The following is a 25,440-nucleotide window of genomic DNA, read 5'->3' as shown; positions in this document are numbered from 1 at the left end:
CGTGACCGTCTGGAGCCAACTCGTCGGCCAGGAGCACGCCATCGGCGCCCTGCGCGACGCCTCGACCCCCCGCGACGAGGGCGGCAACGAGTCGTCCTCGATGACCCACTCCTGGCTCATCACCGGCCCGCCCGGATCCGGCCGCTCCAACCTCGCCTACGCGTTCGCCTCCGCCCTGCTCTGCCGGCGCGGCGGCTGCGGCGAGTGCCCCGACTGCGCGCAGGTCGCGGCGCGCTCGCACCCCGACCTCGCCGTCCTCAGCACCGAGCGGGTGATCATCTCGATCGAGGAGGTGCGTCGGCTCGTGTCGTCCTCGCAGTACTCGCCGTCCGTCTCGCGCTACCGCGTGATGGTGATCGAGGACGCCGACCGGATGAGCGAGCGCACCTCCAACGTGCTGCTCAAGGCGCTCGAGGAGCCGCCGGAGCGCACCGTGTGGATCCTCTGCGCGCCGAGCGAGGCCGACCTCCTGCCGACGATCCGCTCGCGGGTGCGCTCGGTGCGCCTCCGGGTGCCCAGCGTCGAGGACGTCGCGGGGCTGCTCGAGCGCCGCGACGGCGTCGACGCGGCGACGGCCGAGCGCGCCGCCCGCCAGGCGCAGAGCCACATCGGCATGGCCCACCGGCTCGCGACCGACGCGAACGCGCGCGAGCGCCGCGAGGAGACGCTCCGGATCGCCCTGGGTCTTCGCGGGGTGTCCGACGCGGTGCTCGGCGCCGCGCGGATGATCGAGGTGGCCACCGAGGACGCGAAGGCCTACACGCTCGAGCGCGACGAGGTCGAGCGGCAGCAGGCGCTGCGCTCGCTCGGCGTCGAGCCCGGCGGCACGATCCCGGCGCAGCTCCGCTCGCAGCTGCGGACCCTCGAGGAGGACCAGAAGCGACGCGCGACGCGCAGCCTGCGCGACGGTCTCGACCGGATCCTCGTCGACCTGCTCTCGCTCTACCGCGACGTCGTGCGCCTGCAGCTGGGCGCGCCCGGCGGCGTGATCAACGAGGAGGTGCGCGCCGAGATGACCGCGCTGGCCACGGCCACGGCCCCCGACCGCACGCTCGCCGTGCTCGACGCGGTGGCGACGGCGCGTCAGCGCATCGACGCGAACGTCTCACCCGTCCTCGCGCTCGAGGCGATGCTCGTGGTGGCCGCCCGGCGACCGGTGGCCGCGTGAGGCGCCCCGGCCGCTGGTCGGCGATCGCCGCCGTCGGCGCCGTCGTGGCGCTGCTCTCGGGCTGCGTCGCCCCCGGTCCGACGCTCGAGCGCACGTCGACGCCCGCGGCCCAGCCGGTCGAGGCGGACCTCGAGCAGTACTACGGGCAGGTCCTGGTCTGGGACGACTGCGGCGACGGTGCCCAGTGCACGGACGCGACCGTCCCGCTCGACTGGGACGAGCCGGCCGGTGAGACCGCGTCGATCGCCCTGATCCGCCACCCGGCGACGGGCGGCGACGCGATCGGCTCCCTCCTGGTGAACCCCGGCGGGCCCGGCGCCTCGGGTGTCGACCTCGTCCGCGACAGCGTCGACTACGCCGTCGACGAGGAGCTCGCCGCGCGCTTCGACGTGGTCGGCTTCGATCCGCGGGGCGTCGGCGCCTCGACCGCCGTCACCTGCCTCGACGCCGCCGGGCTCGACGCCTACCTCTACGACATCGTCCCGGGGGAGCGCGGCAGCGACGAGTGGATCGCCGCGCAGCGCACCGCGTCCGCCGCGTTCGCCGCCGCCTGCGAGCAGGGCAGCGGACCGCTGCTGGCCGAGGTCGGCACGACCAGCGCGGCACGCGACCTCGACGTGCTGCGCGCGGCTCTCGGCGACGAGTCGCTGCACTACCTCGGCTACTCCTACGGCACCTTCCTCGGCGCGACCTACGCCGGGCTCTTCCCGGACCGCGTCGGCCGGCTCGTGCTCGACGGCGCCATCGACCCCGCCGCCACGTCGCTCGACGTCGTCCGCGAGCAGGCGATCGGCTTCGAGAGCGCACTGCGCGCCTACCTGGCCGACTGCCTCGGCTCCGAGAGCTGCCCCTTCACCGGCACCGTCGACGAGGGGATGACCCAGGTGGCCGCGATGCTCGAGCGGGTCGACGCGTCGCCGATCCGCGCCGAGAACGGTCGGCAGCTGGGCTCGAGCACGCTGCTCACCGCGATCGTCTACCCGCTCTACTCCGCCTCGGCCTGGGGCGGGCTCAGCGAGATGCTCGCGGACGTCCGGAGGGGCGGCGCGGAGATCGCCTTCCAGTACGCGGACGCCTACAACGGCCGCACGCCCGACGGCGCCTACGACGGCAACACGACCGAGGCGTTCCTCGCGATCAACTGCGTCGACTACGCCTACGACGCCGGGACCGAGTCGATGCGCGCGGACGCCGCCGAGATCGAGGCCGCGGCGCCCACGCTCGGCCGCTACCTGGCCTACGGCGACATCCTCTGCGGCGAGTGGCCGGCCGCGTTCGAGGGCTCGCGCGAGCCGATCACCGCAGACGGCTCCGGCCCGATCCTCGTCGTCGGCACCACCAACGACCCGGCGACCCCGTACGTCTGGGCGCAGGCGCTCGCGGGCGAGCTGTCCGACGGGCACCTGGTCACCTTCGACGGCGAGGGCCACACGGCCTACAACAAGTCGAACGCGTGCGTGAACGACACCGTCGACGCGTACCTGCTCGAGGGCGTCGTCCCCGAGGAGGACCCGCAGTGCTGACCGAGCAGGAGCGCCGCGGCGCGATGGAGCAGGACCGCCGCGGCGCGACCGAGCAGCCGGGCCTGCGCGAGCGCAAGCGGCTCGCGACCCGGCGCGCGATCGAGACCGCGGTGCTGCGCCTGGCGGGTGAGCGGGGCCCGGACCGGGTGACCATCGAGGACGTCTCGCGAACGGCCGACGTCTCGACCCGCACCTTCTTCAACTACTTCGCCTCGAAGGAGGACGCGCTCGTCGGCGGGCTGCCGGTGATCTCCGACGAGACGGCAGCGGCGTTCCTCGCCGGCGGCGCCCCCGTCCTCGTCGACCTGCAGGCCGTCTTCGTCGCGGCGGCCGAGGTCCCGGGTGAGGAGGACCGCGAGCTGCACCTGCTGCGGCGCACCCTCTTCCGCGAGCACCCGCAGCTCGTCGGCCTCAAGATCGCCGGCATGCGCGAGTTCGAGCTGGCGATCGAGGACCTGGTCGCCGAGCGCCTGGCCCGCGGTGGAGCGGGTCCCGAGGCGGTGCGCAGCCGCGCTCGGATGCTCACCCTGCTCGGTCTCGCCGCGATGCGGCACGCCTGGGCCGGCTGGGTCGACCACGACGGCCGCGACGCGCTGCCGGGGCTGATCGTGCACTCGTTCGAGGAGCTGCGCGGCGCCCTGAGCGAGTAGACGCCCGCCCGGCGCCTCGATTCACGCCCGCGCCCGCGAGCAGGCTATGCTGTGTAATCGTGTCCGGGGCCAGCGCCTCGCGAGCACGCCGCCTTAGCTCAGTCGGTAGAGCGTCTCACTCGTAATGAGAAGGTCGTCGGTTCGATTCCGACAGGCGGCTCCGAACAACAACCCGTGGTGTAGCCGCAAGTGTAGCCATCGCTCCTTGCCCAGGCCCCGTCGATCCCGGCCCGTTACCCTGGTCCGGATGACCGACACCCCGCCCCGCCGTCGACCGCGCGCCCTCGTGGCCGCTGCCGCCGTCGTCGCCGTCCTGCTGGGCGTCGGAGCGTTCGGCGCCGGATCCGCCCTCGGCCGGACCGCCGCTCCCGCCGCCGCCCCGGCGAGCCCGGCGCCGACGACCGCGGAGGCGACACCGACCGCGACGCTCGTGCCGACCGCGCGCCCCGCCGGAGCGGACACCGCCGAGGCGCTGCGCACCTGCTCGGTCGCCGGGCTCGCCGCCGATCCGCGCCTGGGCGCCATGCAGGCGCGAGTGGTCGACGCCGCCACCGGCGAGGTGCTCTTCGACCGCGGCGGCGAGACCGCCTCGCGCACCGCCTCAGCCCTCAAGATCCTCACGGCCGCCTCGGCCCTCGCCGTCCTCGGCCCGGACACTCGGATCGCCACGACCGTCGTCGCGGGCGCCGCACCGGGCAGCGTCGTACTGGTCGGCGGCGGAGACCTCACTCTGAGCCGGCTGCCGAGCGGACAGCAGTCGGTCTACGCCGGCGCCGCGCACCTGGACGACCTCGCCGCGCAGGTCGAGGACGCCTGGGCCGCCGATCCCGCGACCGCGGGCACGCCGATCTCCTCGCTCGTGCTCGACGCCTCGCTCTACTCCGGTGAGACCTGGCAGCCGAGCTGGAACCGCAAGGAGCAGACCGACGGCTACATGCCCGAGATCACCGCCCTGCAGGTCGACGGCGACCGCGCCGACCCGACCGCCACCACCTCCCGCCGCGGCGACGACCCGATCGGCCGCGCGGGCGACGCCTTCGCCGACGAGCTGCCCGGCTCGCCGACCGTGTCCACCGGCACCGCCCCGGCGGGGGCGCGGGTGCTCGGCACCGTCGAGTCCGCGCCGGTGAGCACGCTCGTGCAGCAGATGCTGCTGGTCTCGGACAACGCGATCGCCGAGATGCTCGCCCGCCTGGTCGCGATCCGCACCGGCTCCGGCAGCGACTTCGGCGCCGAGCAGGCGGGCGTCCTCCAGGGCCTCGCGGGCTACGGAGTGGACACGACGGGGATCGTGATCGCCGACGGCTCCGGGCTGAGCGACGACAACGCCGTGGCGCCCGCGTACTTCACGAGCCTGCTGCGGAGGATCCAGGCGCGCGAGGGGCAGCTCGGCGTCCTGCTCGACGGCCTCCCCGTCTCCGGGCGCACCGGATCGCTGTCCTACGCCGACCGCTTCGCCGGCGACAACGCCGTGGCGGACGGCGCCGTCCGCGCGAAGACCGGCTGGATCGACACGGGCTACACGCTCGCCGGTGTCGTCGACGCCCAGGACGGCACGGCGCTCACCTTCGCCGTCTACGCGCTCGGCGACGTCTCCGACTCGGCGAAGACCGCGATCGACACCCTCGTCACCGGCTTCTACCGCTGCGGCGGCGCGCTCTCCGACTCCTGACCGCGGTGGCTCCCACCGCCCGCCCGCTCCGACCGGCCGACACCGACTCCGACACCGCCGACTCCGACCCCGAGAGGACCACCATGACCACGGCACTCCTGATCGTCGACGTGCAGAACGACTTCACCGAGGAGGGCGCGCTCGCCGTGACCGGCGGCACCCGCGTCGCCGAGGGCATCACCGCCCACCTCGCCGCGCAGCCCGGCCGCTACGCGACGGTCCTCGCCTCGCGCGACTGGCACGACGGCGACTCCGACAACGGCGGCCACTTCGCCGCTCAGCCCGACTTCGTCGACACCTGGCCCGTGCACTGCGTGGCCGGCACGGACGGCGCGGAGTACCACCCGGCGCTCGCGCTCGACGCGGTCGACGTGCACATCCGCAAGGGGCAGGGCCGGCCGTCCTACTCGGCCTTCGAGGGCACGGCGGACGACGGCGCGGCGGTGCCGGAGCTGCTCGAGCGCCTGGGCGTGACCGAGCTCGACGTGGTGGGGCTGGCCACCGACTACTGCGTGCGGGCGTCGGCGCTCGATGCGCGGAAGGCCGGACTCGAGGTCCGCGTCCTGTCCGACCTCGTCGCCGGGGTGTCGGCCGAGGCGAGCGCCGCCGCGCTGCGCGAGCTCGAGGCGGCGGGCGTGCGGGTGGAGCCGTCGTCCTCCACTGCACCCTCCTCCATGGCACCCTCCTCCACAGGCCCCTCCGCCTCCACAGGCGTCGCCGGCTCCTGATCCTCCTCGGAGCCGGTCGTAGACTGAGAAGCATGGTCGTGCGGGGTCCGCACGACTCGATCCGCACAGGAAGAGTGTTCTCGTGAGTGATTCCGTCGTTCGAAGCGCCGCCGAGGCGGCCCTGCTCGCCCGCGTCCCCGCGCAGCTGTTCATCGGCGGCGCCTGGGTCGACGGCTCCGCGGGAGGCACGATCGACGTCGAGGACCCGGCCACCGGCGAGGTGATCCGCACGATCGCCGACGCGACCCCGGAGGACGGCGTGCGAGCGCTCGACGCCGCCGTCGCCGCCGGACCCGACTGGGCCGCCACGGCCCCGCGGAAGCGCGCGGAGATCCTCCGCCGCGCGTTCGACCTGCTGCAGGAGCGCAAGGACGACTTCGCCCTGCTGATGACGCTCGAGATGGGCAAGCCGTTCGCCGAGGCACTGGGCGAGGTCGCCTACGGCGGTGAGTTCCTCCGCTGGTTCAGCGAGGAGGCGGTGCGCATCTCGGGCCGCTACGGCGTCAACCCGGAGGGCACGGGGCGGATGATCGTCTCGCAGCACCCCGTCGGCCCCTGCTACCTGATCACCCCGTGGAACTTCCCGCTCGCAATGGCGACGCGCAAGATCGCCCCGGCCCTCGCCGCCGGCTGCACCGTCGTCGTGAAGCCGGCCGAGCTCACGCCGCTGACGACGCTCGCCTTCGCCGCGCTGCTCGCCGAGGCGGGCGTGCCGGACGGCGTCGTCAACGTCGTCACCACCTCGTCGGCCGGCGCGGTCTCGGAGCCGATCCTCTCCGACCCGCGGCTGAGCAAGCTCTCCTTCACCGGCTCGACGCCGGTCGGGCGCACGCTGCTGCAGCAGGCGGCCGAGGGCGTGCTCCGCACGTCGATGGAGCTGGGCGGCAACGCGCCGTTCGTCGTCTTCGAGGACGCCGATCTCGACCGCGCGGTCGAGGGCGCGATGCTCGCGAAGTTCCGCAACATCGGCCAGGCCTGCACGGCCGCCAACCGCTTCTTCGTGCACGAGTCGGTCGCCGAGGAGTTCGCCGCCCGGGTCACCGAGCGCGTCCGCGCGCTGACGGTCGGCCGCGGCACCGAGCCGGGCGTCGGCATCGGGCCGCTCATCGACGACCGCGCCACCGCCAAGGCCGAGTCGCTCGTCCGGGACGCCGTCGACCGCGGCGCCCAGATCCGCACGGGCGGGCACCCGATCGAGGGGGCCGGCCACTTCTACGAGCCGACGGTGATCACGGGGGTCGCGCCCGGCAGCGAGATCCTCCGCACCGAGATCTTCGGGCCGGTGCTGGCGATCGTGCCGTTCCGCGACGAGGACGAGGCCGTCCGCCTCGCCAACGACACCGAGTTCGGCCTGGTCTCCTACGTGTTCACCCGCGACCTCGCCCGCGGCCAGCGGATGATCGAGCGCCTCGCCACCGGGATGATGGGCCTGAACGTCGGCGTCGTGTCGAACGCGGCGGCGCCCTTCGGCGGGGTCAAGCAGTCGGGTCTCGGCCGCGAGGGCGGACTCGAGGGCATTCACGAGTACCTCAGCACCAAGTACACGCTCACCCCCGATCCGTTCGCCTGATCCGTGGAGCTGATCGAGGTCCGCTCGCTCGAGGACCCGCGGCTGCGCGACTACGCGCACGCCACGGACGTCGCGCTGAAGAACGCCCGCGGCCCGCACGGCCTCTACCTCGCGGAGTCGGCGCTGGTGCTCGAGCGCGCGCTCGCCGCGGGGCACCGGCCGCGCTCGGTGCTCTCGCTCGGCGGGTCCGTCGAGGAGGCCGAGCGGCTGCTCGGGGACCGCGACGTGCCCGTGTTCACGGGGCCCGGTGAGCTGCTGGCCGAGCTGACCGGCTACACGCTGCACCGCGGGCTGATCGCCGCGCTCGACCGGCCGGTGCTGGCCGATCCCGCTCGGCTGCTCGCCGGCGCCCGGCGCGTGGTCGTGCTCGAGAACGTGGTCGACCCGACCAACGTCGGCGCGATCTTCCGCTCGGTCGGCGCGATCGGGGCCGACGCGGTGCTGGTGACGCCGCGCTGCTCCGACCCCTTCTACCGCCGCGCGATCCGGGTGAGCATGGGCACGGTGCTGCAGGTGCCGTGGACGCGGGTGGGCGACTGGACGAGCACGCAGGCGCTCCTGCACGAAGCCGGCTTCACGATCGCGGCGATGGCGCTGACCCCGGAGGCGGTGCCGCTGCGCGACTTCGCGGCGGACGCGCCCGAGCGGGTCGCGCTCGTCCTCGGCACCGAGGGGGAGGGGCTGACCCCCGAGGCGCTGGCCGCCGCGGACGTCGCGGTGCAGATCCCGATGCGGCACGGGATCGACTCGCTGAACGTGGCGGCGGCGAGCGCGGTCGCGATGTGGGCGCTCGCGGCGAGCTGAGTGCGCCCGCTCGCCTCCGTCGACCTCCGTCGCCCCCCGCGGGCCAGGCGGGCCCCGGCCACCCCCGTTCGGTCCTGAGCGCCCCCTTTCCGGTCCGACCGCCGCCCGCGGCGCCCCCCGCGACGAGGGCCTGCGTTACGCTCGCCACGACAGCGGCCGGCACCGGTGCTCCGCTGCCCGTCCCTCGTCCGCCACCGCACCCCTGCGAGGTCGCCCATGTCCGAGCGCTCCCGGCCCCGCGCCGTCCGCGTGCTGCCCGCCGCCTCCGCGGTGCTGCTCGCGCTGCTGACCGCGGGCTGCGCGCTCGACCCGGCCGAGGTCCCGGACTCCGGGGTCGCCCCCTCGCGGACGACCGGGGCGACGGAGTCGACACCGGCCGCGACCGCGGGGATCGCGACGGGGGGAGACGCCGTCTCGCAGGCCATCACCCGCTGCCTGGCGCGCTACGGCCTCGGCGAGCGGCCCCTCGCCCCGGAGGAGCCCGTGGACGACGCGGAGTCGCTGGCGGCGCAGCAGGCGATCGCCGACTACGACCGCACCTTCACCGACTGCTCCGCGGAGGCGCTGTCCACCGACGCCCCCGTGCCGACGATCGCCCCCTGATGCGCGTCGAGGGCTGCTCCGCGCTGGTCTCCGGGGGAGCCTCCGGGCTCGGCGCGGCGACGGCGCGCGCCCTCGACGAGGCCGGCGCGCGGGTCGTCGTGCTCGATCTCCCTGCGGCACTCGACGCCGCCGACGTCCCGGAGTCGATCGTGCGCGTCGCGGGCGACGTGCTCGACGCCGACGCCGTGCAGCGCGCCGTCGCGGCCGCGGACGGGCTCCGGATCGCCGTCGCCTGCGCCGGGGTCGCCACTCCCGGCCGGCTGCTCGGCCGCGACGGGCCGCTCGCGCTCGACGCCTTCGAGCGGGTGCTGCGGATCAACACCGTGGGCACCCTGAACGTGCTGCGGCTCGCGGCGGCCGCGATCGCCGAGGCGGAGCCCGTCGACGGGGAGCGGGGCGTCCTCGTGACCACGTCCTCCGTGGCCGCCTTCGAAGGGCAGATCGGCCAGGCCGCCTACGCCGCCTCGAAGGGCGCGGTCGCCGCGCTGACCCTGCCGCTCGCCCGCGAGCTGGCCGCCGTGCTGATCCGGGTCGTCTCGATCGCACCCGGCACCTTCGACACACCGCTGCTCGCCGGCCTGCCCGAGGCGGCCCGCACGGCCCTCGGCGAGGCCGTGCCGCATCCGGCGCGACTCGGCCGGCCGTCGGAGTTCGCGGCGCTCGTCCGCCACGTGATCGAGAACCCGATGCTCAACGGCGAGGTGATCCGCCTGGACGGCGCGCTGCGGATGCCGCCGCGCTGACTCGCTGCCGACCCGTACTGCAGAGCTCTGACCGCGCGCCTCGGGCCCCGCACCCGGGCGGCTCAGACGAGCAGCTGGTGCTTCGCCAGGTCGCGGTAGAGCGGGGTCGACTCGACGAGCTCGGAGTGCGTGCCGATGCCGACGACCTCGCCCTTCTGCAGCACGACGATCTGGTCGGAGTCGACGACCGTCGAGAGGCGGTGCGCGATGACGAGGAGCGTCCGGTTCTCGGCGACGGCGTCGATCGCGAGGCGCAGGCGCTGCTCGTTCAGCCCGTCGAGGCTGGAGGTGGACTCGTCGAGCAGCAGGATCGGCGGAGCGGCGAGGAGCGCGCGGCCGATGGCCAGGCGCTGGCGCTCGCCGCCCGAGAGCATGACGCCGCTCTCGCCGACCGGCGCGTGCAGGCCGAGCGGATTGCGCTCGAGGACGTCGGTGAGGTTCACGGCCTCGAGCACGCTCAGGCAGTCCTCGTCGGAGGCGTCGGGGCGGCCGAGCACGAGGTTCTCGCGGAGCGTGCCCGCGAGCACCGGGGCGTCCTGCTCGACGTAGCCGATCTGGGCGCGCAGGGCGTCGCGGTCGATCGCGGTGATGTCGATGCCGCCGAGCCGGACGACGCCGGACTCGGGGTCGTAGAAGCGCTCGATCAGCGCGAGGATCGTGCTCTTGCCGGCGCCGGAGGGCCCGACGAGCGCGGTGCGCTTGCCGCGCGGGACGGTGAAGGAGACGCCGCGGAGGACAGTGCGGTCGCGCGCCTCCTCGGCGGCATCGGCGTCGACGTCGAGCGCCCGCTCGTCGTAGGAGAAGACGACGTCGTCGAACGCGATCGCCGAGTCGGCCACGCCCGCGCCGAGTCCGCCGCCGTCGCGCTCGCCGTCGCCCTCGATGGGGAGGTCGATGATCTCCTGGATCCGCCCGAGCGCGCCGAGTGCCGAGTTGACCGAGGTGATCGCGCCGATGAAGTTGCCGAGCGGCATCACCATCATGAAGAGGAAGAGGATGAAGGAGACCAGCTGCGCGATGTCGATCGCGCCCGATGCGACGCGGTAGCCGCCGACGCCGAGGACGGCGAGGAACGCCACCTGCATCGCGATGCCGGCCACGGGGACGACGAGCGCCGAGATGTGCGCGACGCGGATGCCGAGCCGGTACGCCTCGGTCGCGTGGGTGTCGACGACGGCGATCTCGCGGTCGGTGGCGCCGGCGGCGCGGATGGTGCGGACGGCGCTGATGGCCCGCTCGACGGCCGCGGCGAGGTCGCCGACCTTCTCCTGCGCCTTGCGGCTGGCGACGCGGATCCCGCGCCCGAGGGTGAGGGCCGCGCCGAGGGCGACGGCCACCACGACCACGATGATCAGCAGCAGCACCCAGTCGATGATCGCCATCGCGATGATCGCGCCGACGAAGAGCAGCGATCCGGCGATCGAGTCGACGAGGCCCTGGGTGAGGACGGCGCGCAGCAGGGTGGAGTCGGAGCCGACGCGCGAGACGAGGTCGCCCGTGCGGCGCGCGTCGAACTCGCGGATCGGCAGGCGGAGCAGGCGCGCGACGAGGCGGCGGCGGCTGGAGAGGACGATGCCCTCGCCGGTGCGCTGGAGGAGGTAGTGCGCGAAGCCGGAGATGAGACCGGAGGCGACGACCAGGACGAGCAGCGCCCAGACCAGCGGGCCGAGGTCGAGGCCCTCCTGCACGCGCGTGATGACCTGGCCGACGACGAGCGGCTGGGCGAGGCTGGCGGCGGCGCCGAACAGGCTGAGCACGACCACGACGGAGAGGATGCCGCGGTGCTCGAGCAGATACGGGACGAGCTGCGAGAAGGAGGCGCGGGGCCCGTCGTCCTTGCCGCGGCGGGGTCGTCGTCCGCCGCGCGTCGTCTCCGGGGTGCTGCTCATCGCTCGTTCGTCCTCGCTCGTCCCCTGCCGTGCTCCGTGCAGGCCGCCGTCCATTCTGCCCCCTCGTTGCTGCGAACCGGCCGCCGGTCGCGACGCCGAGCGCCGGTCGCGGCAGTGCCCGGAGACGGGTCCGGCCCGCCGGGATCACCGACGGGCCGGACGTGCGGGGTCGCAGGACCTACGACACGTTGTCCGTGTACGAGAGGTGCTGCGTCTCCTTCGAGAGCAGGAGCGCGATGAGCGTCAGCACCGCCGCGCCGCTGAGGTAGAGGCCGACCAGCAGCGTGCTGCCGCCGGCCGACTGCCAGAGCGCCACCGCGATGATCGGCGCGAGCGCCGCTCCGAGGATCGACGCGAGGTTGTACGACATCGCCGAGCCGGTGTAGCGGACGTTGGTCGGGAACAGCTCGGGCAGCACGGCGCCCATCGGGCCGAAGGTGAGCCCCATCAGCGTGAAGCCGAGGATCAGCACCGCCATCACGCCGGCGAAGCCGCCGCTGAACAGCGGGACGAAGAGCAGGCCGAAGACGAGGATCGCCGTGGTGACGGCGAGCAGCGTGCGACGGCGCCCGAACTTCTCGGCCAGGGGGCCCGAGACGAGCGTGAAGATGCCGAAGAAGACGACGCCCACGATCAGCATGATGAGGAAGTCGTTGCGGCTGTAGCCGAGACCCGGGGTCGCGGCGTCGGCGGGCGTGGTGCCGTAGGTCAGCGTGAACGTGGTCATCAGGTAGAAGAGCACGTAGGTCGCCAGCATGATGAACGTGCCGAGGATCAGCGGGCGCCAGCTGCTGACGAAGACGCGGGCGAGCGGGAGCTTGGCGACCTCGCCCTTCTCGACGACCTTCTGGAACGCGGGGGTCTCGACGAGCTTGAACCGGACGTAGAGGCCGATGATCACGAGGACGGCGCTCGCGAGGAACGGCACGCGCCAGCCCCAGGCGGCGAAGGTCTCGTCGCTCATGGTGCTCGCGAGCACCAGGAAGAGGACGTTCGCGACGATGAAGCCGATCGGGGCGCCGAGCTGGGGGAAGGTGCCGTAGATGGCGCGCTTGTTCGCGGGCGCGTTCTCGGTCGCCAGGAGCGCGGCGCCGGACCACTCGCCGCCGAGGCCGAGACCCTGGCAGAAGCGCATCACGACGAGCAGGAACGGCGCGAGGAACTCCCAGCCGGGGGTGAGCGCGGTCGGCAGGCAGCCGATCAGGAAGGTCGCGATTCCCATCGTGAGGAGGGAGGCGACGAGGGTGCCCTTGCGGCCGATCCGGTCGCCGAAGTGGCCGAAGATGATCGAGCCGATCGGGCGCGCGATGAACGCGACGCCGAAGACGGCGAAGGAGGCGAGGAGCGCGGTCGCCGGGTCCTCGTTGACGAAGAAGAGCGACGGGAAGACCAGGACGGCCGCGGTCGCGTAGGCGTAGAAGTCGTAGAACTCGATCGAGGTGCCGATGAGGCTCGCCAGGATCACCCGGCCCCGCGAGTTCTGCGGGGCGGCGGCGGGAGCGTCGGCTGCGGTACGGGAAGAAGACATGGAAGAGAGCTGCTCCGGTGGAGGGGTCTCCCGGTGCCGGCGGGGGCGGCGTCGATCGGGCGCTGCGGGCCGCGGGGGCCGAGGGGGAGTAAGGGTAGGGCCGCTCGTGACGACCCGGCCACTTTACTCCGTGTTCTCACAGCAAAGCGCGCCGGCGCCCCCGGTAGGGGGGTCACCGGCGCGCGAGCGCACCTCCGGAGCGGGGGTGGCCGGTGCCTCGGGAGCTAGCCGCGCAGCTCGCGGAGGACGAGCGCGGTCGCGACGGCCGCCTCCGCCGCCTCGCGGCCCTTGTCCTCCTTCGAGCCGGGCAGGCCGGCGCGGTCGATGCCCTGCTGCTCGGTGTCGAGGGTGAGCACGCCGAAGCCGACCGGCTTGCCGGTCTGGATCGAGACGGTGGTCAGCCCGGAGGTCGCGGCGTCCGAGACGTACTCGAAGTGCGGGGTGCCGCCGCGGATGATCACGCCGAGGGCGACCACCGCGTCCGCGCCCGCCTCGAGCGCCGCCTTCGCGGCGACCGGCAGCTCGAACGAGCCGGGGACGCGCACGAGCGACCAGGAGGCGCCCGACTCGTCGAGCGCGCTCGACGCGCCGGCGATCAGGCCGTCGCTGATCTGCTGGTGCCAGGTCCCCGCGACGACGACGACGCGGAGGCCGCTCCCGTCGAGGGCGGAGGTGGTGGGGGCGCCGCTACCGGCCATGGCTTACTCCTTCGATGTCGCGCCGGAGGGTCCGGCGTCGAGGGGGTCGAGTCCGATCCCGGGGCCGGGATCGACGAGAGTGCCCGAGTCGACCAGGGGGTCGGGTTCGACGAGGGTGTCGACGCCGGCGAGGGGGTCGAGATCGCTGAAGTGGCCCATCCGGTCGCGCTTGGTGGCGAGGTAGCCCTGGTTGAAGGCGCCGACGCCGGCCACGAGCGGCACGCGCTCGGAGACGGTGATGCCGCGATCGGTGAGCTGGCGCACCTTCTCCGGGTTGTTGGTGAGCAGGCGGACGTCGGTGACGCCGAGGTCCTCGAGGATGCCGACGGCCGCTCCGTAGTCGCGCGCGTCCGCGGGCAGGCCGAGGGCGAGGTTGGCGTCGAGCGTGTCGAGCCCGTCCTCCTGGAGCCGGTACGCGCGGAGCTTGTTGATCAGCCCGATGCCGCGGCCCTCGTGCCCGCGCAGGTAGATCACGACGCCGCCGTCGCGCTGGATCGTGTCGAGCGCCGCGTCGAGCTGCGGGCCGCACTCGCACTTCAGCGAGCCGAACGCCTCGCCGGTGAGGCACTCGGAGTGCACCCGCACGAGCGCCGGGCGGCCGTCGCCGACCTCGCCGGCCACGACCGCGACGTGGTCGGCTCCGGTCTGGCGGTCGCGGTAGGCGCGCAGGCGGAACGGGCCGTGGGTGGTCGGCACGGTGGTCTCGACCTCGAAGATCACCCGCGGGGTGTCGCGGGCAGGCTCCACGCTCGGCGCGTCGAGGTCGGGGTGGTGCTCCTCGAGGTACGCGATGAGCGCGGCGACCGTGGTGACCGGCACGTCCTCGCGCTCGCCGAGGGCGATCAGGCCGGGGAGGCGCATCATCTCGCCGTCCTCCGCCACGATCTCCGAGATGGCGCCGACCGGCTCGAGGCCGGCCAGGCGCATCAGGTCGACCGCGGCCTCGGTGTGGCCGTCGCGCTCGCGCACGCCGCCCTCGACGGCGCGCAGCGGCAGGATGTGGCCCGGACGGTGCAGCCGCGACGGGGTCGCCTCCGGGTCGGCGAGGACGCGGAGCGTGTGCGCGCGGTCCGAGGCGCTGATCCCGGTGGAGAGACGGTCGGCGGCGTCGACGGACAGCGTGTAGGCGGTGCCGCGCGGATCCTCGTTGTCGATCACCATCAGCGGGAGCTCCAGGCGGTCGGCGATCTCGTTCGTCATCGGCGCGCAGATGAAGCCGGAGGAGTGGCGCACCATCCAGGCGATCGTCTCCTGGCTGGCGAGCTGGGCCGAGACGATGACGTCGCCCTCGTTCTCGCGGCCCTCGTCGTCGGCGACGATGATCGGCCGGCCGGCGCGGAGCGCGGCGACGGCCTCGGGGATCGTGGAGAGGCTCATGCCCGGCCTCCGACCGGGGCGGCCGAGCGCAGGGCGAGCATCCGCTCGACGTGGCGGGCGAGGATGTCAGTCTCGATGTTGACCCGGTCGCCGACGGCGCGGGCGCCGAGCGTGGTGGCGGCGAGGGTCTCGGGGATGAGCGAGACCTCGAACCACTGCTCCGGCTCGGCGGCGGGGCTGATCGCCGAGACGGTCAGCGAGACGCCGTCGACCGCGATCGAGCCCTTGTCGGTGACCAGCGGGGCGGCCTCGGGCGGGAGGGAGAAGCGCAGCACGCGCCAGGCGTCGCCGGGGGTGATCGCGAGCAGCGTCGCCGTGCCGTCGATGTGGCCCTGGACGATGTGGCCGCCGAGGCGGTCGCCGACGAGCGCCGCGCGCTCGAGGTTCACGGGGTCGCCGACCGCGACGCCGTCGAGCGTGGACATCCGCAGGGTCTGCGCCATCACGTCGGCGGTGAAGCCGTCCTCCGACTGCTCGACGACGGTGAGGCAGACGCCCGAGACCGCGATCGAGTCGCCGTGCCGGGCGCCCTCGACGGCCAGCGGGCCGCGCACGGTCAGGCGGATCGCGTCGGTCCCTGCCGAGACGGCGGTGACGACGCCGACCTCCTCGATGATTCCGGTGAACATCAGGACTCCTTCTGCGGGGCGGGCTGCCGGCGGGCGGGGGAGCCCGGCCGGGCGGTGACGAGGAGGTCGCCGCCGAGGACCTCCACGGAGCGGAGGTCGAGGCGGTGGGCGCCGGCGATGCTGTCGACGCCCACGTCGCCGAGCGCCAGGCGGGGACCGCCGAGCAGCGCGGGGGCGAGGTAGACGAGGAACTCGTCGACGAGCCCGTCGGCGACGAGCGCGGAGGCGAGGACGGGGCCGCCCTCGACGTAGACGTGGCGGACCTCGGCCTCGTAGAGGCGGTCGAGGACGGCGGGGAGGTCGCGGGTGCGCTCGAGGAGCGGGGGGCGCGGGTGCTCGAGCACCCGGGCGCCGGCGGGGACGGCGCGCGACCCGACGACGACGGGGAGCGGCTGCTCGGCGAGGAGCTCGCCGGCGTCGCCGCGGGCGGTGAGACTCGGGTCGTCGGCGAGGACCGTGCCGGTGCCGACGAGGATCGCGTCGGCCGCGGCGCGCTGCTCGTGCACCCGCTGGCGGGCGGCGGCGCCGGTGATCCAGCGGCTGCTGCCGTCCGCGGCGGCGGTGCGGCCGTCGAGCGTGGAGGCCCACTTGAGCGTCACCCAGGGGCGGCGGCGACGGGTCGCGGTGAGCCAGACGTGCAGGAACTCCTCCGCCTCGTCGGCGAGCACGCCCTCGATCACCTCGACGCCGGCCGCGCGGAGCGTGTCGCCGCCGCCCGCCGAGCGGTCGCCGGGATCGCCGACGGCGTAGACGACGCGGGTGACGCCGGCGTCGATCAGGGCGCGGCTGCACGGGCCGGTGCGGCCGGTGTGGTCGCAGGGCTCGAGGGAGACGACGGCGGTGGCGCCGGCCGCGGCACCGGGGGCAATCGCGGAGAGGGCGTCGACCTCGGCGTGGGCGGTGCCGGCTCCGTGATGCCAGCCCTCGGCCAGCACGCTGCCGTCGGGCGCGAGCAGGACGCAGCCGACGCGCGGATTCACGCCGCGGGCGGGGCCGCGCTCGGCGAGGGCCAGCGCCCTGCGCATCGCGTGCTCGAAGTCGTTCGTCATTCCCGGTTCCGTTCGTCGCCGAACTCCGGGGTGCGAACAGCGGTGCGCGGGCACCGTCGTTCAGCGCCGCGCTCGCGCGCGACGCTCGTGCTGCCTCCCATCCGGACTTTCACCGTCGGTCCCGGAGTTCCACCAGGTCAACCGCCTCCCACCGAAGTGGTCAGCGGCTCGCGGACTGTCACCGCCGGTTCGGACTCTCACCGACCCCGGAGCACGTTCTTTCGCTGTCAGCCTACTCAACGCGCCTGGGAGCGCCGTCTTCCGGCGACATGCTCGTCCACGGGCGGGTCTCGATGCGCGCTGCGCGCTGCTCGACCGGCGTGGGTGCGGGCCGGCGGCGGCATCATGCTGATCGAGTAGCCCTCGGAGAGGGCGTATCGAGATCCACCGTCGTTCGATGGGTGGGTCTCGATACGCCGCTGCGCGGCTACTCGACCAGCATGAACTCGATACGCCGCTGCGCGGCTACTCGACCAGCATGGGCGCGGGCCGCGGCGGCATCATGCTGATCGAGCAGCCCCTGCAGGGGGCGTATCGAGATCCCGATCAGGTCAGGACTGGTCGGCGGCCGCGACGTGCTCGGCGTGGGCGCCGTGCTCGTCGTAGTGGTCGCCGTGCAGGGCGTGGCGGTGGGTGCCGTGCGCGTAGTCGACGTGGCCGTCGTGCTCGACGGTGGTGTGGCCGCAGCCCTCGCCGTGCTCGTGCTCGGTGACGTCGTGCTCGGCGTGGAGGTCGGTGGTGCTCATGGCGCTGCCTTTCGGAGGGGAGGCCGCCGGACGACGACCTCGACCAGTGGAGCAGATCCATAAACGCATCGCAATGTATTCGCGCAATCGAGAGTGATGATCATCCGCAGCAGCAGCGGGCTACCCTCGAGGCGATGGACGACGACAGGTACGGGCAGGACGTGCTCGCCGGGAACTGGCGAGCGAAGAACAAGGTCGAGGTCGCGGTGGTCGAGGCCGAGCGCGATCTCGTGGTCGAGGAGGTCGCCTCCGGATTCGTCGGCGCCGTCGTCGGCGTCGAGCTGCGGATGGTGAAGCTCGAGGACCGCTTCGGCAAGGTCCGCGTCTTCCCGATCGGCCCCGGCTTCCTCATCGACGGCAAGCCGGTGTCGCTGAAGGCCCCCGGGCTCAAGCGCGATGCGAACCTCGGCCGGGCGCGCTCCGCCTCCGGCTCCTTCCACGTCGCCGATGCGAAGGCGCGCGTCGCGCTGCCGAGCCGCATCTACGTCGAGGGCCGGCACGACGCCGAGCTGGTCGAGAAGGTCTGGGGCCACGACCTGCGCGTCGAGGGCGTCGTCGTCGAGTACATCGAGGGCGTCGACAACCTCGACGAGCTGGTCCGCGCCTTCGCACCCGGGCCCGGGCGGCGCATCGGCGTGCTCGTCGACCACCTCGTCCGCGGGTCGAAGGAGTCGCGGATCGCCGACGCGGTCGCCGCCGGGCCGCACGGTGCGCACGTCCTCGTGGTCGGCCACCCCTTCGTCGACGTCTGGCAGGCGGTGAAGCCCGCCCGCGTCGGGCTCGAGCGCTGGCCCGAGATCCCGCGCTCGATCGAGTGGAAGAAGGGCATCTGCCAGGCGCTCGGCTGGCCGCACGACGAGCAGGCCGACATCGCCCGCGCCTGGCAGCGCATCCTCGGGCAGGTCCGCACCTTCCAGGACCTCGAGCCCGCGCTGCTCGGCCGGGTCGAGCAGCTGATCGACTTCGTCACGGAGCCGGCGTGACCCGCCGCGCGGCCCTCGGGCTGGCGCTGGACGCGGTGCTGGTCGCGGTCTTCGTGCTGATCGGGCGGGGGACGCACGACGGCGGCTCGGTGCTCGAGGGCTTCCTCGTGACGCTGTGGCCGTTCCTCGCGGCGCTGCTGCTGGGCTGGGTGATCGCCCGGGCCTGGCGCACGCCCGACCGCCTGGTCCTCTCCGGGATCGTGGTGTGGATCGTGACCGTGGCCGGCGGGATGCTGCTGCGCGTGCTCTCGGGGCAGGGCGTGCAGCTGAGCTTCGTGGTCGTCACCGCCGTCGTGCTCGGGGTGTTCCTGCTCGGCCGCCGGGCGCTGACCCGGCTGATCGGGAGACGTCGCGGCTGATCGGGCGACGCCGCAGCTGATCGGGGGATGCCGCGGCCGGGCCGCGCGCCTCAGCCCAGGACCCGCACGCCGAAGTGCTCGGCGAACAGCGGCAGCATCAGGCCGAGCTGCAGCTCCGTCAGCGCCGCGCCGCGCAGGCCGTCGAGGCCGCCGAGCACGTGCAGCTCGGCGCCGCGCAGATCGAGGTCCTGGATCCGCGCGCCGGGCAGCTCCAGGGAGCGGACGTCGCAGTCGGTGAAGGCCACCCGCGAACCGGTGGCCCCGCCGAGGTCGAGCTCGTCGATCGTGCAGCGCTCGAAGAGCACGTCGTGCAGGGTCGCGGCGCGGAGGTTGACGTAGCCGAGCTTGCAGTCCGAGATCCGCACCTGCTCGAAAGTGGTCTCGTAGAGCTCGGCCGAGCCCAGGCGCGAGGAGGCGAGCTCGATCGAGCGCCAGCGGCTGCGCGGAGCCGTGAGCCCGGGCACGTCCAGCCGCTCCAGCCGCGATTCGACGAGGGAGGCGGCGCGCAGCTGCGCCCGCTCGAGGACCACGCCGTCGAGCACGCACTCGCTGAAGGAGGCTGCGGTCAGGTCGGCTCCGGTGAGGTCGACGCCCTCGAAGCGGAGCCCCTCCGCGTGCTCCCGGGCGCCGGTGTCGCCGGCGTACCCCTCCGCGAGGCCGTCGAGGACGAGCGGGTCGAACCGGGGAGCGGGGAGGGCGGCGCGCATGACGTGCGAGCCTACGCGGGCGAGCCCCTGCGCACGGCGGGCGCCGGGCGGTGAGAGCATGACGGCATGCCCCGACTCCTCGCCGTCTGCCGCGTCGACCGCCTGCTCCCCGACCCGGGTCTGGTGGGCGTCACCGCCATCGACAAGCGCCCCGTCGACGGACCCGTCGTCATCCGCGATCTCGGCGTCTACGCCGACGTGCAGGCCGACCGGGCGCACCACGGCGGCGAGGCGAAGGCGCTCTACGCCTACGCCCGCGAGGACGCCGAGTGGTGGGAGGAGCGGCTCGGCTACGAGATGCCCGCCGGGCGCTTCGGCGAGAACCTTCGGGTGGAGGGCCTGGACCTGACCGGCGCAGTGATCGGCGAGCGCTGGCGGATCGGCGAGAAGGTCGAGGTCGAGGTGACGATGCCGCGGACGCCGTGCGCCACCTTCCAGCGCGTGCTCGGCGAGCCGCAGTGGGTGAAGCGCTTCGCCGAAGCGGGGCGCACGGGTGCGTATCTGCGCGTGCTGCACCGCGGGAGCATCGCGGCCGGCGACGCGATCGAGCTGCTGTCGCGGCCGGAGCGGGCCGTGCCGCTCGGCCGCTGGTTCGTCGAGCGCCGCGCCGACGACGCGCAGACCCTCCTCGACGCCGAGGCCGCGGGCGAGCTGCGCCTCGCCGCCGACCTGCGGCCCTACGTCGAGCGCGCCCTGGCCTGAGCCGCGGGGTCTCGATACGCCGCTGCGCGGCTGCTCGACCAGCATGAGCGAGGGCGTCCGGCTCACGCTGCACCCGCGTCGGCCTCTGATCCGTCACGAGTGGTCGTCATCCGTCGCCCGAGACGACCGTTCGTGACGGATCGACGCGCGCGGCGGGGCTGTGGAGAACGGGCGGGGCTGTGGAGAGCGGTTCTGAAGGGTCCGGGTGCGGCACGGTGTCGGGATGCAGCAGCCGTCACGTCTTCCCACCGAGCTCCTCGGGCGGCCGTTCACCGTCGCGGAGGCCGCGCGTGTGGGTGTCGCACGGGGTCGGCTCCGCAGCGGTGATCTGCGCACGCCGTTCCGCGGTGTGCGGGTGGGCGACGGCGATCCGGACCTGGAGGTCCGTGCTCGGGCGCTCCTCGCCGTGCTCGGGCCGGGTGCGGTGCTCAGCCATCTGACGGCGGCGAGGCTCTGGCCGCTGGAGCTGCCGCGCGCCCGGCCGGATGAGCCGCTGCATGTCAGCGTGCGGGCACCCCACCGCGCCCCGCGGCGTCCAGGAGTGGCCGGGCACGCGGTGTCCGATGTGCTGGTGCGGCGCGTCGTCCGGCACGGCGTGCCGATGACCGACGGGGCATCGCTGTTCTGCCACCTGGGTGCGCTGCTCGAGCTCGACGACCTCGTCGCGGTGGGGGACGCGCTCGTGCGGACGCCGCACCGCGGAGATCCCTGGGATCCACGGCCGTGGGTGCCGCTCGCAGCGCTGCGCGAGCGGGTGGCGTCGTTCTGCGGGCGGGGGGCGGCGCGGCTGCGCGAGGCGATCGCGCTGGTGCGCGACGGCGCCGAGTCGCGGCCCGAGACCGGCTTCCGGCTCGCGTCGGTGCGCGCGGGACTGCCGGAGCCGCAGCTCCAGGTGCCGCTGTTCACCCCCGCCGGCGTCTTCGTCGGGCGGCCCGACGGCTGGTACGAGCGGGAGCGCGTCTCGTGGGAGTACGAGGGAGACGGGCACCGCACGAGCAACCGGCAGTTCGCGCGCGACGTCGGCCGCTACGACGACTTCCCCGCGATCGGCGTGCACCCGGTGCGGATCGTCGCGGCGGAGTTCCTGGCGCATCCCGAGCGCTCGGTCGAGCGGCTGCGCCGCGCCCTGGCCGATCGGGCGCGCCGGTGAGCGCGGGCGGGCGCTGGTCTCGACGTGCCGATGCGGGGTTGCTAGGTCGGGAGCCGCAGCATGCTGATCGAGCAGCCCTCGGAGAGGGCGCATCGAGATCCACCGTTGTGCAGGCGTGGGTCTCGATACGCCCCTCCGGGGCTACTCGACCAGCATGAGCGAAGGGCGTCCGGCTCATGCTGATCGAGTAGCCCTCGGAGAGGGCGTATCGAGATCCGCCGTTGTGCAGGCGTGGGTCTCGATACGCCGCTGCTCGACCAGCAGGGGGAGGCGTGCCGAGACCTGCGGGATGTCGATCAGGGGCGAGCGAGTCGGCGGATCGCGTGCCAAGCGATTCGACGGAGCGGACGCAGGACGCTCTGCGGGACGCGGCCCTCCCATGGAGCCGACTGCGGGGAGGGGCGGCGGGGACGCCACTCCCGAATAAACTTCGGGGATGAGTCTGACGCTGCTCGAACGGATGCCGACGCCCGACGCCGACGGGCGCGTCGACGACGACGCGGTGTACCTGGCGTTCACGGAGTGGGCGGAGTCGCGCGGTCTGCCGCTGTACCCGGCGCAGGACGAGTCGATGATCGAGATCTCGTCGGGCGCGAACCTGATCCTGTCGACGCCCACCGGCACCGGCAAGTCGCTCGTGGCGATCGGGGCGCACGCGGCGGCCCTCGCGAACGGGCGGCGCAGCTACTACACCGCCCCGATCAAGGCGCTCGTCTCGGAGAAGTTCTTCGCGCTGGTCGACGTGTTCGGCGCCGCGAACGTCGGCATGGTGACCGGCGACTCCTCCGTGAACCCCGATGCGCCGATCATCTGCTGCACCGCCGAGATCCTCGCCAACCTGGCGCTGCGGCACGGCGCGGAGACCGACGTCGACCAGGTCGTGATGGACGAGTTCCACTTCTACGCCGACCCGGCCCGCGGCTGGGCCTGGCAGGTGCCGCTGCTCACGCTGCCGCACGTGCAGTTCGTGCTGATGTCGGCGACCCTCGGCGACGTGACGGCGCTCGCCGCCGACCTCACCCGGCGGACGGGTCGCGAGACGGCCACGGTCACCGGCGTCGAGCGGCCGGTGCCGCTGCACTTCTTCTACGAGATCGCGCCCATCCACGACTCGATCGAGGAGCTGCTCTCGACGAACCAGGCGCCGGTCTACGTCGTGCACTTCTCGCAGGCCACGGCCCTCGAGCGGGCGCAGGCGCTGACCAGCGCGAACATCGCGACCCGCGAGCACCGCGACCGCATCGCGGAGGTGATCGGCGGCTTCCGCTTCACCACGGCGTTCGGCAAGACGCTCTCCCGGCTGCTGCGCCTCGGGATCGGCGTGCACCACGCGGGCATGCTGCCCAAGTACCGCCGCCTGGTCGAGCAGCTGGCCCAGCAGGGGATGCTGCGCGTCATCTGCGGCACCGACACCCTCGGCGTCGGCATCAACGTCCCGATCCGCACCGTGCTGCTGAGCGCGCTGACCAAGTACGACGGCGTGAAGACCCGCCAGCTCTCGGCCCGCGAGTTCCACCAGATCGCCGGCCGGGCCGGTCGCGCCGGCTACGACACCGCGGGCACCGTCGTGGTGCAGGCGCCCGAGCACGAGTCCGAGAACCGCAAGGCCTTGGACAAGATGGGCGACGACCCGAAGAAGCGCCGCAAGTGGGTCGCCAAGCGCGCGCCGCAGGGCTTCGTCAGCTGGGGCGAGCCCAGCTTCCGCAAGCTCGTCGACGCCGAGCCCGAGACGCTCACCTCGCACATGACGATCACCTCCTCGATGCTGCTCAACGTGATCGCGCGCGGGGGCGACGTCTTCGCGAACGTGCACGCGCTGATCTTCGACAACCACGAGCCGTGGAAGCGCCAGCTGCAGCTGGCCCGGCGCGCGCTGGGCATCTACCGCACCCTGCGCACCGCCGAGGTGGTCGAGCAGGTGGTCGACCGCGACGGCGTGGTCCGCATCCGGCTGACCGTCGACCTGCAGCCGAACTTCGCGCTCAACCAGCCGCTCTCGCCGTTCGCGCTCGCGGTGTTCGACGTGCTCGATCCCGAGTCGCCGTCCTTCGCGCTCGACGTGATCTCGGTGCTCGAGGCGACGCTCGATGACCCGCGGCAGATCCTCGGCGCCCAGCAGTTCCAGGCCCGGGGCGACGCGGTCGCCGCGATGAAGGCGGACGGCATCGAGTACGAGGAGCGGATGGAGCTGCTCGAGAGCGTCACCCACCCCAAGCCGCTCCAGGAGCTGCTCGAGGTGACCTTCGAGACCTACACGTCCGTGCAGCCGTGGGTGCGCGACTTCGAGCTCTCGCCGAAGTCGGTCGTCCGCGACATGTACGAGCGCGCGATGTCGTTCGGCGAGTACTGCGCGTTCTACAAGCTCTCCCGCTCGGAGGGCCTCGTGCTGCGCTACCTCTCCGACGCGTTCCGCGCGGCCCGGCAGACCATCCCCGACGAGATCAAGAACGAGGAGCTGCACGATCTGATCGAGTGGCTCGGCGAGCTCGTGCGCCAGGTCGACTCGTCGCTGGTGGACGAGTGGGAGGAGCTGGTCAACCCGGCCCTGCACAGCGCCGACCAGGCGATCGTGCCGCCGGCGCCGCGACGGCTCACCGCGAACCACCGCGCCTTCCGGGTGCTGGTGCGCAACGAGCTGTTCCGCCGCGTCACGCTCGCGGCGCTCGACGACCACGAGGCGCTCGGCGAGCTCGACGCGGCGGCCGGCTTCGACGCCGACGCCTGGGGCGAGGCCCTCGACGACTACTACGACGAGCACGACTCGATCGGGATCGGGCCGGACGCCCGCGGGCCGAAGATGCTGCTCGTCACCGAGACGCCGACCGAGTGGCGGGTGCGGCAGATCCTCGACGATCCGGCCGGCGATCACGACTGGGGGATCTCGGCGACCGTCGACCTCACGGAGTCGGACGAGGCCGGCGCGGCGGTCGTGCGGGTCACCGCGGTGGGGCGGCTCGACGGCGGGAGCTGACTCCCGGCGCCACGGCGAGACGCCGCCGGGCGCCTCGTGTCGCGTTTTCGGCGACACGGCGAGCCCGCATACTGGTTCGCGTGGCATCGGGATCAGGGGACGCGCTCGTCGCGCGCGAGCGGCTGGCCTGGATCGACACCACCCGCGGTCTCGGTGTCCTCGCCGTCGTCCTCTTCCACGTCCTGATCTGGAGCTTCGCCGGCGTCGCGGATCCGGGCTCCTCCGTCGCCGCTCTCTGGGACCAGGTGGGCGGCTCGCTCGGCCGCATCCGGATGCCGATCCTGTTCGCGCTGGCGGGGCTGCTGGCGCAGACCGGCCTCCTCCGCGGCTGGCGGCGCGGCTCAGCGCGAGTGCGCCTCGTCTCGAGCTACTACCTCTACGCGGTGTGGGTCGTCCTCTACGCCGTCTTCTTCCTCCTGCTCGCGCGGCCCGACTTCCCGCACTCGATCGACTCGCTCGACCGCTTCCTCCTGCAGTTCGTCTTCCCGACCACGACGCTCTGGTTCCTCTTCGCGCTGGCGCTCTACCCGCTCGTGCTCGTGCTGCTGCGGGCGCTGCGGGTGCCCTGGTGGGGGATCCTGCTGCTCGGCACGATCGCCTGGTTCGTTGCGGCGAACCTGCGGGTCATCCTCTTCGGCGACGCGCTGCTGGCCAACTTCGTCTTCTTCGCGCTCGGGGTCCTCGGCGCCGAGCAGCTGCGCCGCTTCTCGCGGCCCGGTGTGCTGGTGCTGCTCGTGCCGCTCGGCGTGTTCCTGGTCGCGGTCGCCGCGGGACGGGTCGTCGACGGGGCGGCCGACCAGGTCGCGGGCTTCGTCGTGAGCGCGAGCGCGATCCCGCTGGCCGTGGCCTGCGCGGCGCTGCTCTGCCGCTGGGCGCCTGCCGCGCGGGTCGGCTCGGCGATCGGGCGCCGGACGCTGCCGATCTACCTGCTGCAGGTGCCGCTGCTGGGACTGTGGTCGCTGGTCGCGACTCCGGAGGCCGCATGGCTGGCCGGGCTGCTCGAGCGGCCGGTGGTGGCGCTGCTCTACCCGCTGGTGCTCACCGCCGCGATCGTCGCGCTGTCGCTCGGGATCCGCCGCGTGCTCGCGCTGATCCCCGGCGATCCGCTCTTCACGGTGCCGGCGCCGCTCGTGGCGCTGGCGCGGCCGGCCCGGGCGGGTCGGCACGCCGGCTGAGGACCCGGGCGAACCG

The 25,440-nt window shown here is 73.7% G+C and carries 23 protein-coding genes, 1 tRNA gene and 1 riboswitch; of the genes, 16 read left to right on the top strand and 8 right to left on the bottom strand.

What is annotated here, in order from left to right:
- The first annotated feature begins 1 nt into the window (after position 1).
- The 10 genes from HQQ82_RS16905 to HQQ82_RS16860 all read left to right on the top strand — a co-directional run bounded on the left by HQQ82_RS16905 (position 2) and on the right by HQQ82_RS16860 (position 9,461).
- Positions 2 to 1,168 carry a DNA polymerase III subunit delta' gene (locus HQQ82_RS16905; RefSeq protein WP_173235216.1) on the top strand — a complete coding sequence of 389 codons (1,167 nt, stop codon included), beginning with the start codon at positions 2 to 4 and terminating at the stop codon, positions 1,166 to 1,168.
- A complete protein-coding gene (locus HQQ82_RS16900) occupies positions 1,165 to 2,691 on the top strand; it encodes an alpha/beta hydrolase (RefSeq protein WP_173235215.1) in 1,527 nt (508 codons plus the stop codon). Before HQQ82_RS16905 ends, HQQ82_RS16900 begins: the two co-directional genes overlap by 4 nt.
- A complete protein-coding gene (locus HQQ82_RS16895; RefSeq protein ID WP_216848684.1) occupies positions 2,685 to 3,341 on the top strand; it encodes a TetR/AcrR family transcriptional regulator in 657 nt (218 codons plus the stop codon). The genes HQQ82_RS16900 and HQQ82_RS16895 overlap by 7 nt, the downstream gene beginning before the upstream one ends.
- Before the next feature lie 87 nt (positions 3,342 to 3,428).
- Positions 3,429 to 3,501 (top strand) — tRNA-Thr (locus HQQ82_RS16890).
- 87 nt (positions 3,502 to 3,588) lie between these two features.
- Complete coding sequence (dacB, locus tag HQQ82_RS16885) at positions 3,589 to 5,013, top strand: D-alanyl-D-alanine carboxypeptidase/D-alanyl-D-alanine-endopeptidase (RefSeq protein WP_173235214.1); 1,425 nt, start codon at positions 3,589 to 3,591, stop codon at positions 5,011 to 5,013.
- An 83-nt stretch (positions 5,014 to 5,096) separates the two neighbouring features.
- A complete protein-coding gene (locus tag HQQ82_RS16880; protein WP_173235297.1) occupies positions 5,097 to 5,741 on the top strand; it encodes an isochorismatase family protein in 645 nt (214 codons plus the stop codon).
- 82 nt (positions 5,742 to 5,823) lie between these two features.
- Positions 5,824 to 7,311: an NAD-dependent succinate-semialdehyde dehydrogenase gene (locus tag HQQ82_RS16875; protein ID WP_173235213.1), complete on the top strand. Its 1,488-nt coding sequence runs from the start codon at positions 5,824 to 5,826 to the stop codon at positions 7,309 to 7,311.
- Positions 7,312 to 7,314: 3 nt separating this feature from the next.
- Positions 7,315 to 8,115 (top strand): RNA methyltransferase, encoded by an 801-nt coding sequence (locus tag HQQ82_RS16870; protein ID WP_173235212.1) that lies wholly within the window; start codon positions 7,315 to 7,317, stop codon positions 8,113 to 8,115.
- 216 nt (positions 8,116 to 8,331) lie between these two features.
- On the top strand, positions 8,332 to 8,718 hold the full coding sequence (locus HQQ82_RS16865) for a hypothetical protein (protein ID WP_173235211.1): 387 nt from the start codon (positions 8,332 to 8,334) through the stop codon (positions 8,716 to 8,718).
- Positions 8,718 to 9,461, top strand: coding sequence for an SDR family NAD(P)-dependent oxidoreductase (locus HQQ82_RS16860; protein WP_173235210.1), 744 nt, complete (start codon positions 8,718 to 8,720; stop codon positions 9,459 to 9,461). Before HQQ82_RS16865 ends, HQQ82_RS16860 begins: the two co-directional genes overlap by 1 nt.
- 62 nt (positions 9,462 to 9,523) lie before the next feature.
- Here HQQ82_RS16860 and HQQ82_RS16855 read toward each other — a convergent pair whose 3' ends face one another.
- The 7 genes from HQQ82_RS16855 to HQQ82_RS16825 all read right to left on the bottom strand — a co-directional run bounded on the left by HQQ82_RS16855 (position 9,524) and on the right by HQQ82_RS16825 (position 17,377).
- Entirely contained in the window at positions 9,524 to 11,350 is a 1,827-nt protein-coding gene (locus tag HQQ82_RS16855; RefSeq protein WP_173235209.1) for an ABC transporter ATP-binding protein, read from the bottom strand.
- 178 nt (positions 11,351 to 11,528) lie between these two features.
- On the bottom strand, positions 11,529 to 12,878 hold the full coding sequence (locus HQQ82_RS16850; RefSeq protein ID WP_173235208.1) for an MFS transporter: 1,350 nt from the start codon (positions 12,876 to 12,878) through the stop codon (positions 11,529 to 11,531).
- Between the two features lie 224 nt (positions 12,879 to 13,102).
- Entirely contained in the window at positions 13,103 to 13,576 is a 474-nt protein-coding gene (gene ribH / locus HQQ82_RS16845; protein ID WP_173235207.1) for a 6,7-dimethyl-8-ribityllumazine synthase, read from the bottom strand.
- A 3-nt stretch (positions 13,577 to 13,579) separates the two neighbouring features.
- Complete coding sequence (gene ribA, locus HQQ82_RS16840; RefSeq protein ID WP_173235206.1) at positions 13,580 to 14,953, bottom strand: GTP cyclohydrolase II; 1,374 nt, start codon at positions 14,951 to 14,953, stop codon at positions 13,580 to 13,582.
- Positions 14,950 to 15,582, bottom strand: coding sequence for a riboflavin synthase (locus tag HQQ82_RS16835; RefSeq protein WP_173235205.1), 633 nt, complete (start codon positions 15,580 to 15,582; stop codon positions 14,950 to 14,952). Before HQQ82_RS16835 ends, ribA begins: the two co-directional genes overlap by 4 nt.
- The gene (ribD, locus tag HQQ82_RS16830; protein WP_173235204.1) at positions 15,582 to 16,631 is read right to left on the bottom strand and encodes a bifunctional diaminohydroxyphosphoribosylaminopyrimidine deaminase/5-amino-6-(5-phosphoribosylamino)uracil reductase RibD; all 1,050 of its coding nucleotides are present in this window, start codon (positions 16,629 to 16,631) and stop codon (positions 15,582 to 15,584) included. The genes HQQ82_RS16835 and ribD overlap by 1 nt, the downstream gene beginning before the upstream one ends.
- A gap of 84 nt (positions 16,632 to 16,715) precedes the next feature.
- Positions 16,716 to 16,849, bottom strand: a riboswitch (FMN riboswitch).
- A gap of 333 nt (positions 16,850 to 17,182) precedes the next feature.
- On the bottom strand, positions 17,183 to 17,377 hold the full coding sequence (locus tag HQQ82_RS16825) for a zinc transporter permease (protein ID WP_173235203.1): 195 nt from the start codon (positions 17,375 to 17,377) through the stop codon (positions 17,183 to 17,185).
- A gap of 134 nt (positions 17,378 to 17,511) precedes the next feature.
- Between HQQ82_RS16825 and HQQ82_RS16820 the strand changes: the two genes are divergently transcribed.
- Positions 17,512 to 18,360 carry a DUF3097 domain-containing protein gene (locus HQQ82_RS16820; RefSeq protein ID WP_173235202.1) on the top strand — a complete coding sequence of 283 codons (849 nt, stop codon included), beginning with the start codon at positions 17,512 to 17,514 and terminating at the stop codon, positions 18,358 to 18,360.
- Positions 18,357 to 18,719: a DUF3054 domain-containing protein gene (locus HQQ82_RS16815; RefSeq protein WP_173235201.1), complete on the top strand. Its 363-nt coding sequence runs from the start codon at positions 18,357 to 18,359 to the stop codon at positions 18,717 to 18,719. Before HQQ82_RS16820 ends, HQQ82_RS16815 begins: the two co-directional genes overlap by 4 nt.
- A gap of 50 nt (positions 18,720 to 18,769) precedes the next feature.
- Here the strand turns inward: HQQ82_RS16815 and HQQ82_RS16810 are convergent, their stop codons facing one another.
- A complete protein-coding gene (locus tag HQQ82_RS16810; RefSeq protein WP_173235200.1) occupies positions 18,770 to 19,426 on the bottom strand; it encodes a pentapeptide repeat-containing protein in 657 nt (218 codons plus the stop codon).
- A gap of 66 nt (positions 19,427 to 19,492) precedes the next feature.
- Here HQQ82_RS16810 and HQQ82_RS16805 point away from each other — a divergent pair, with 66 nt between their 5' ends.
- From HQQ82_RS16805 to HQQ82_RS16790, 4 genes are all read left to right on the top strand, one after another.
- Positions 19,493 to 20,128, top strand: a complete 636-nt coding sequence (locus HQQ82_RS16805) for an MOSC domain-containing protein (RefSeq protein WP_173235199.1) — start codon at positions 19,493 to 19,495, stop codon at positions 20,126 to 20,128.
- A 223-nt stretch (positions 20,129 to 20,351) separates the two neighbouring features.
- Positions 20,352 to 21,278 (top strand): hypothetical protein, encoded by a 927-nt coding sequence (locus tag HQQ82_RS16800; protein WP_173235198.1) that lies wholly within the window; start codon positions 20,352 to 20,354, stop codon positions 21,276 to 21,278.
- Positions 21,279 to 21,714: 436 nt separating this feature from the next.
- Positions 21,715 to 24,249 (top strand): RNA helicase, encoded by a 2,535-nt coding sequence (locus tag HQQ82_RS16795; protein ID WP_173235197.1) that lies wholly within the window; start codon positions 21,715 to 21,717, stop codon positions 24,247 to 24,249.
- 80 nt (positions 24,250 to 24,329) lie between these two features.
- On the top strand, positions 24,330 to 25,424 hold the full coding sequence (locus tag HQQ82_RS16790) for an acyltransferase (RefSeq protein WP_173235196.1): 1,095 nt from the start codon (positions 24,330 to 24,332) through the stop codon (positions 25,422 to 25,424).
- The last annotated feature ends 16 nt before the right edge of the window (positions 25,425 to 25,440 follow it).

The organism is Rathayibacter sp. VKM Ac-2856, from assembly GCF_013205055.1.
Lineage (GTDB): Bacteria > Actinomycetota > Actinomycetes > Actinomycetales > Microbacteriaceae > Rathayibacter.
The sequence above is the reverse complement of the archived record's forward strand: the minus strand, read 5'-3'. Positions and strand labels throughout refer to the sequence as shown.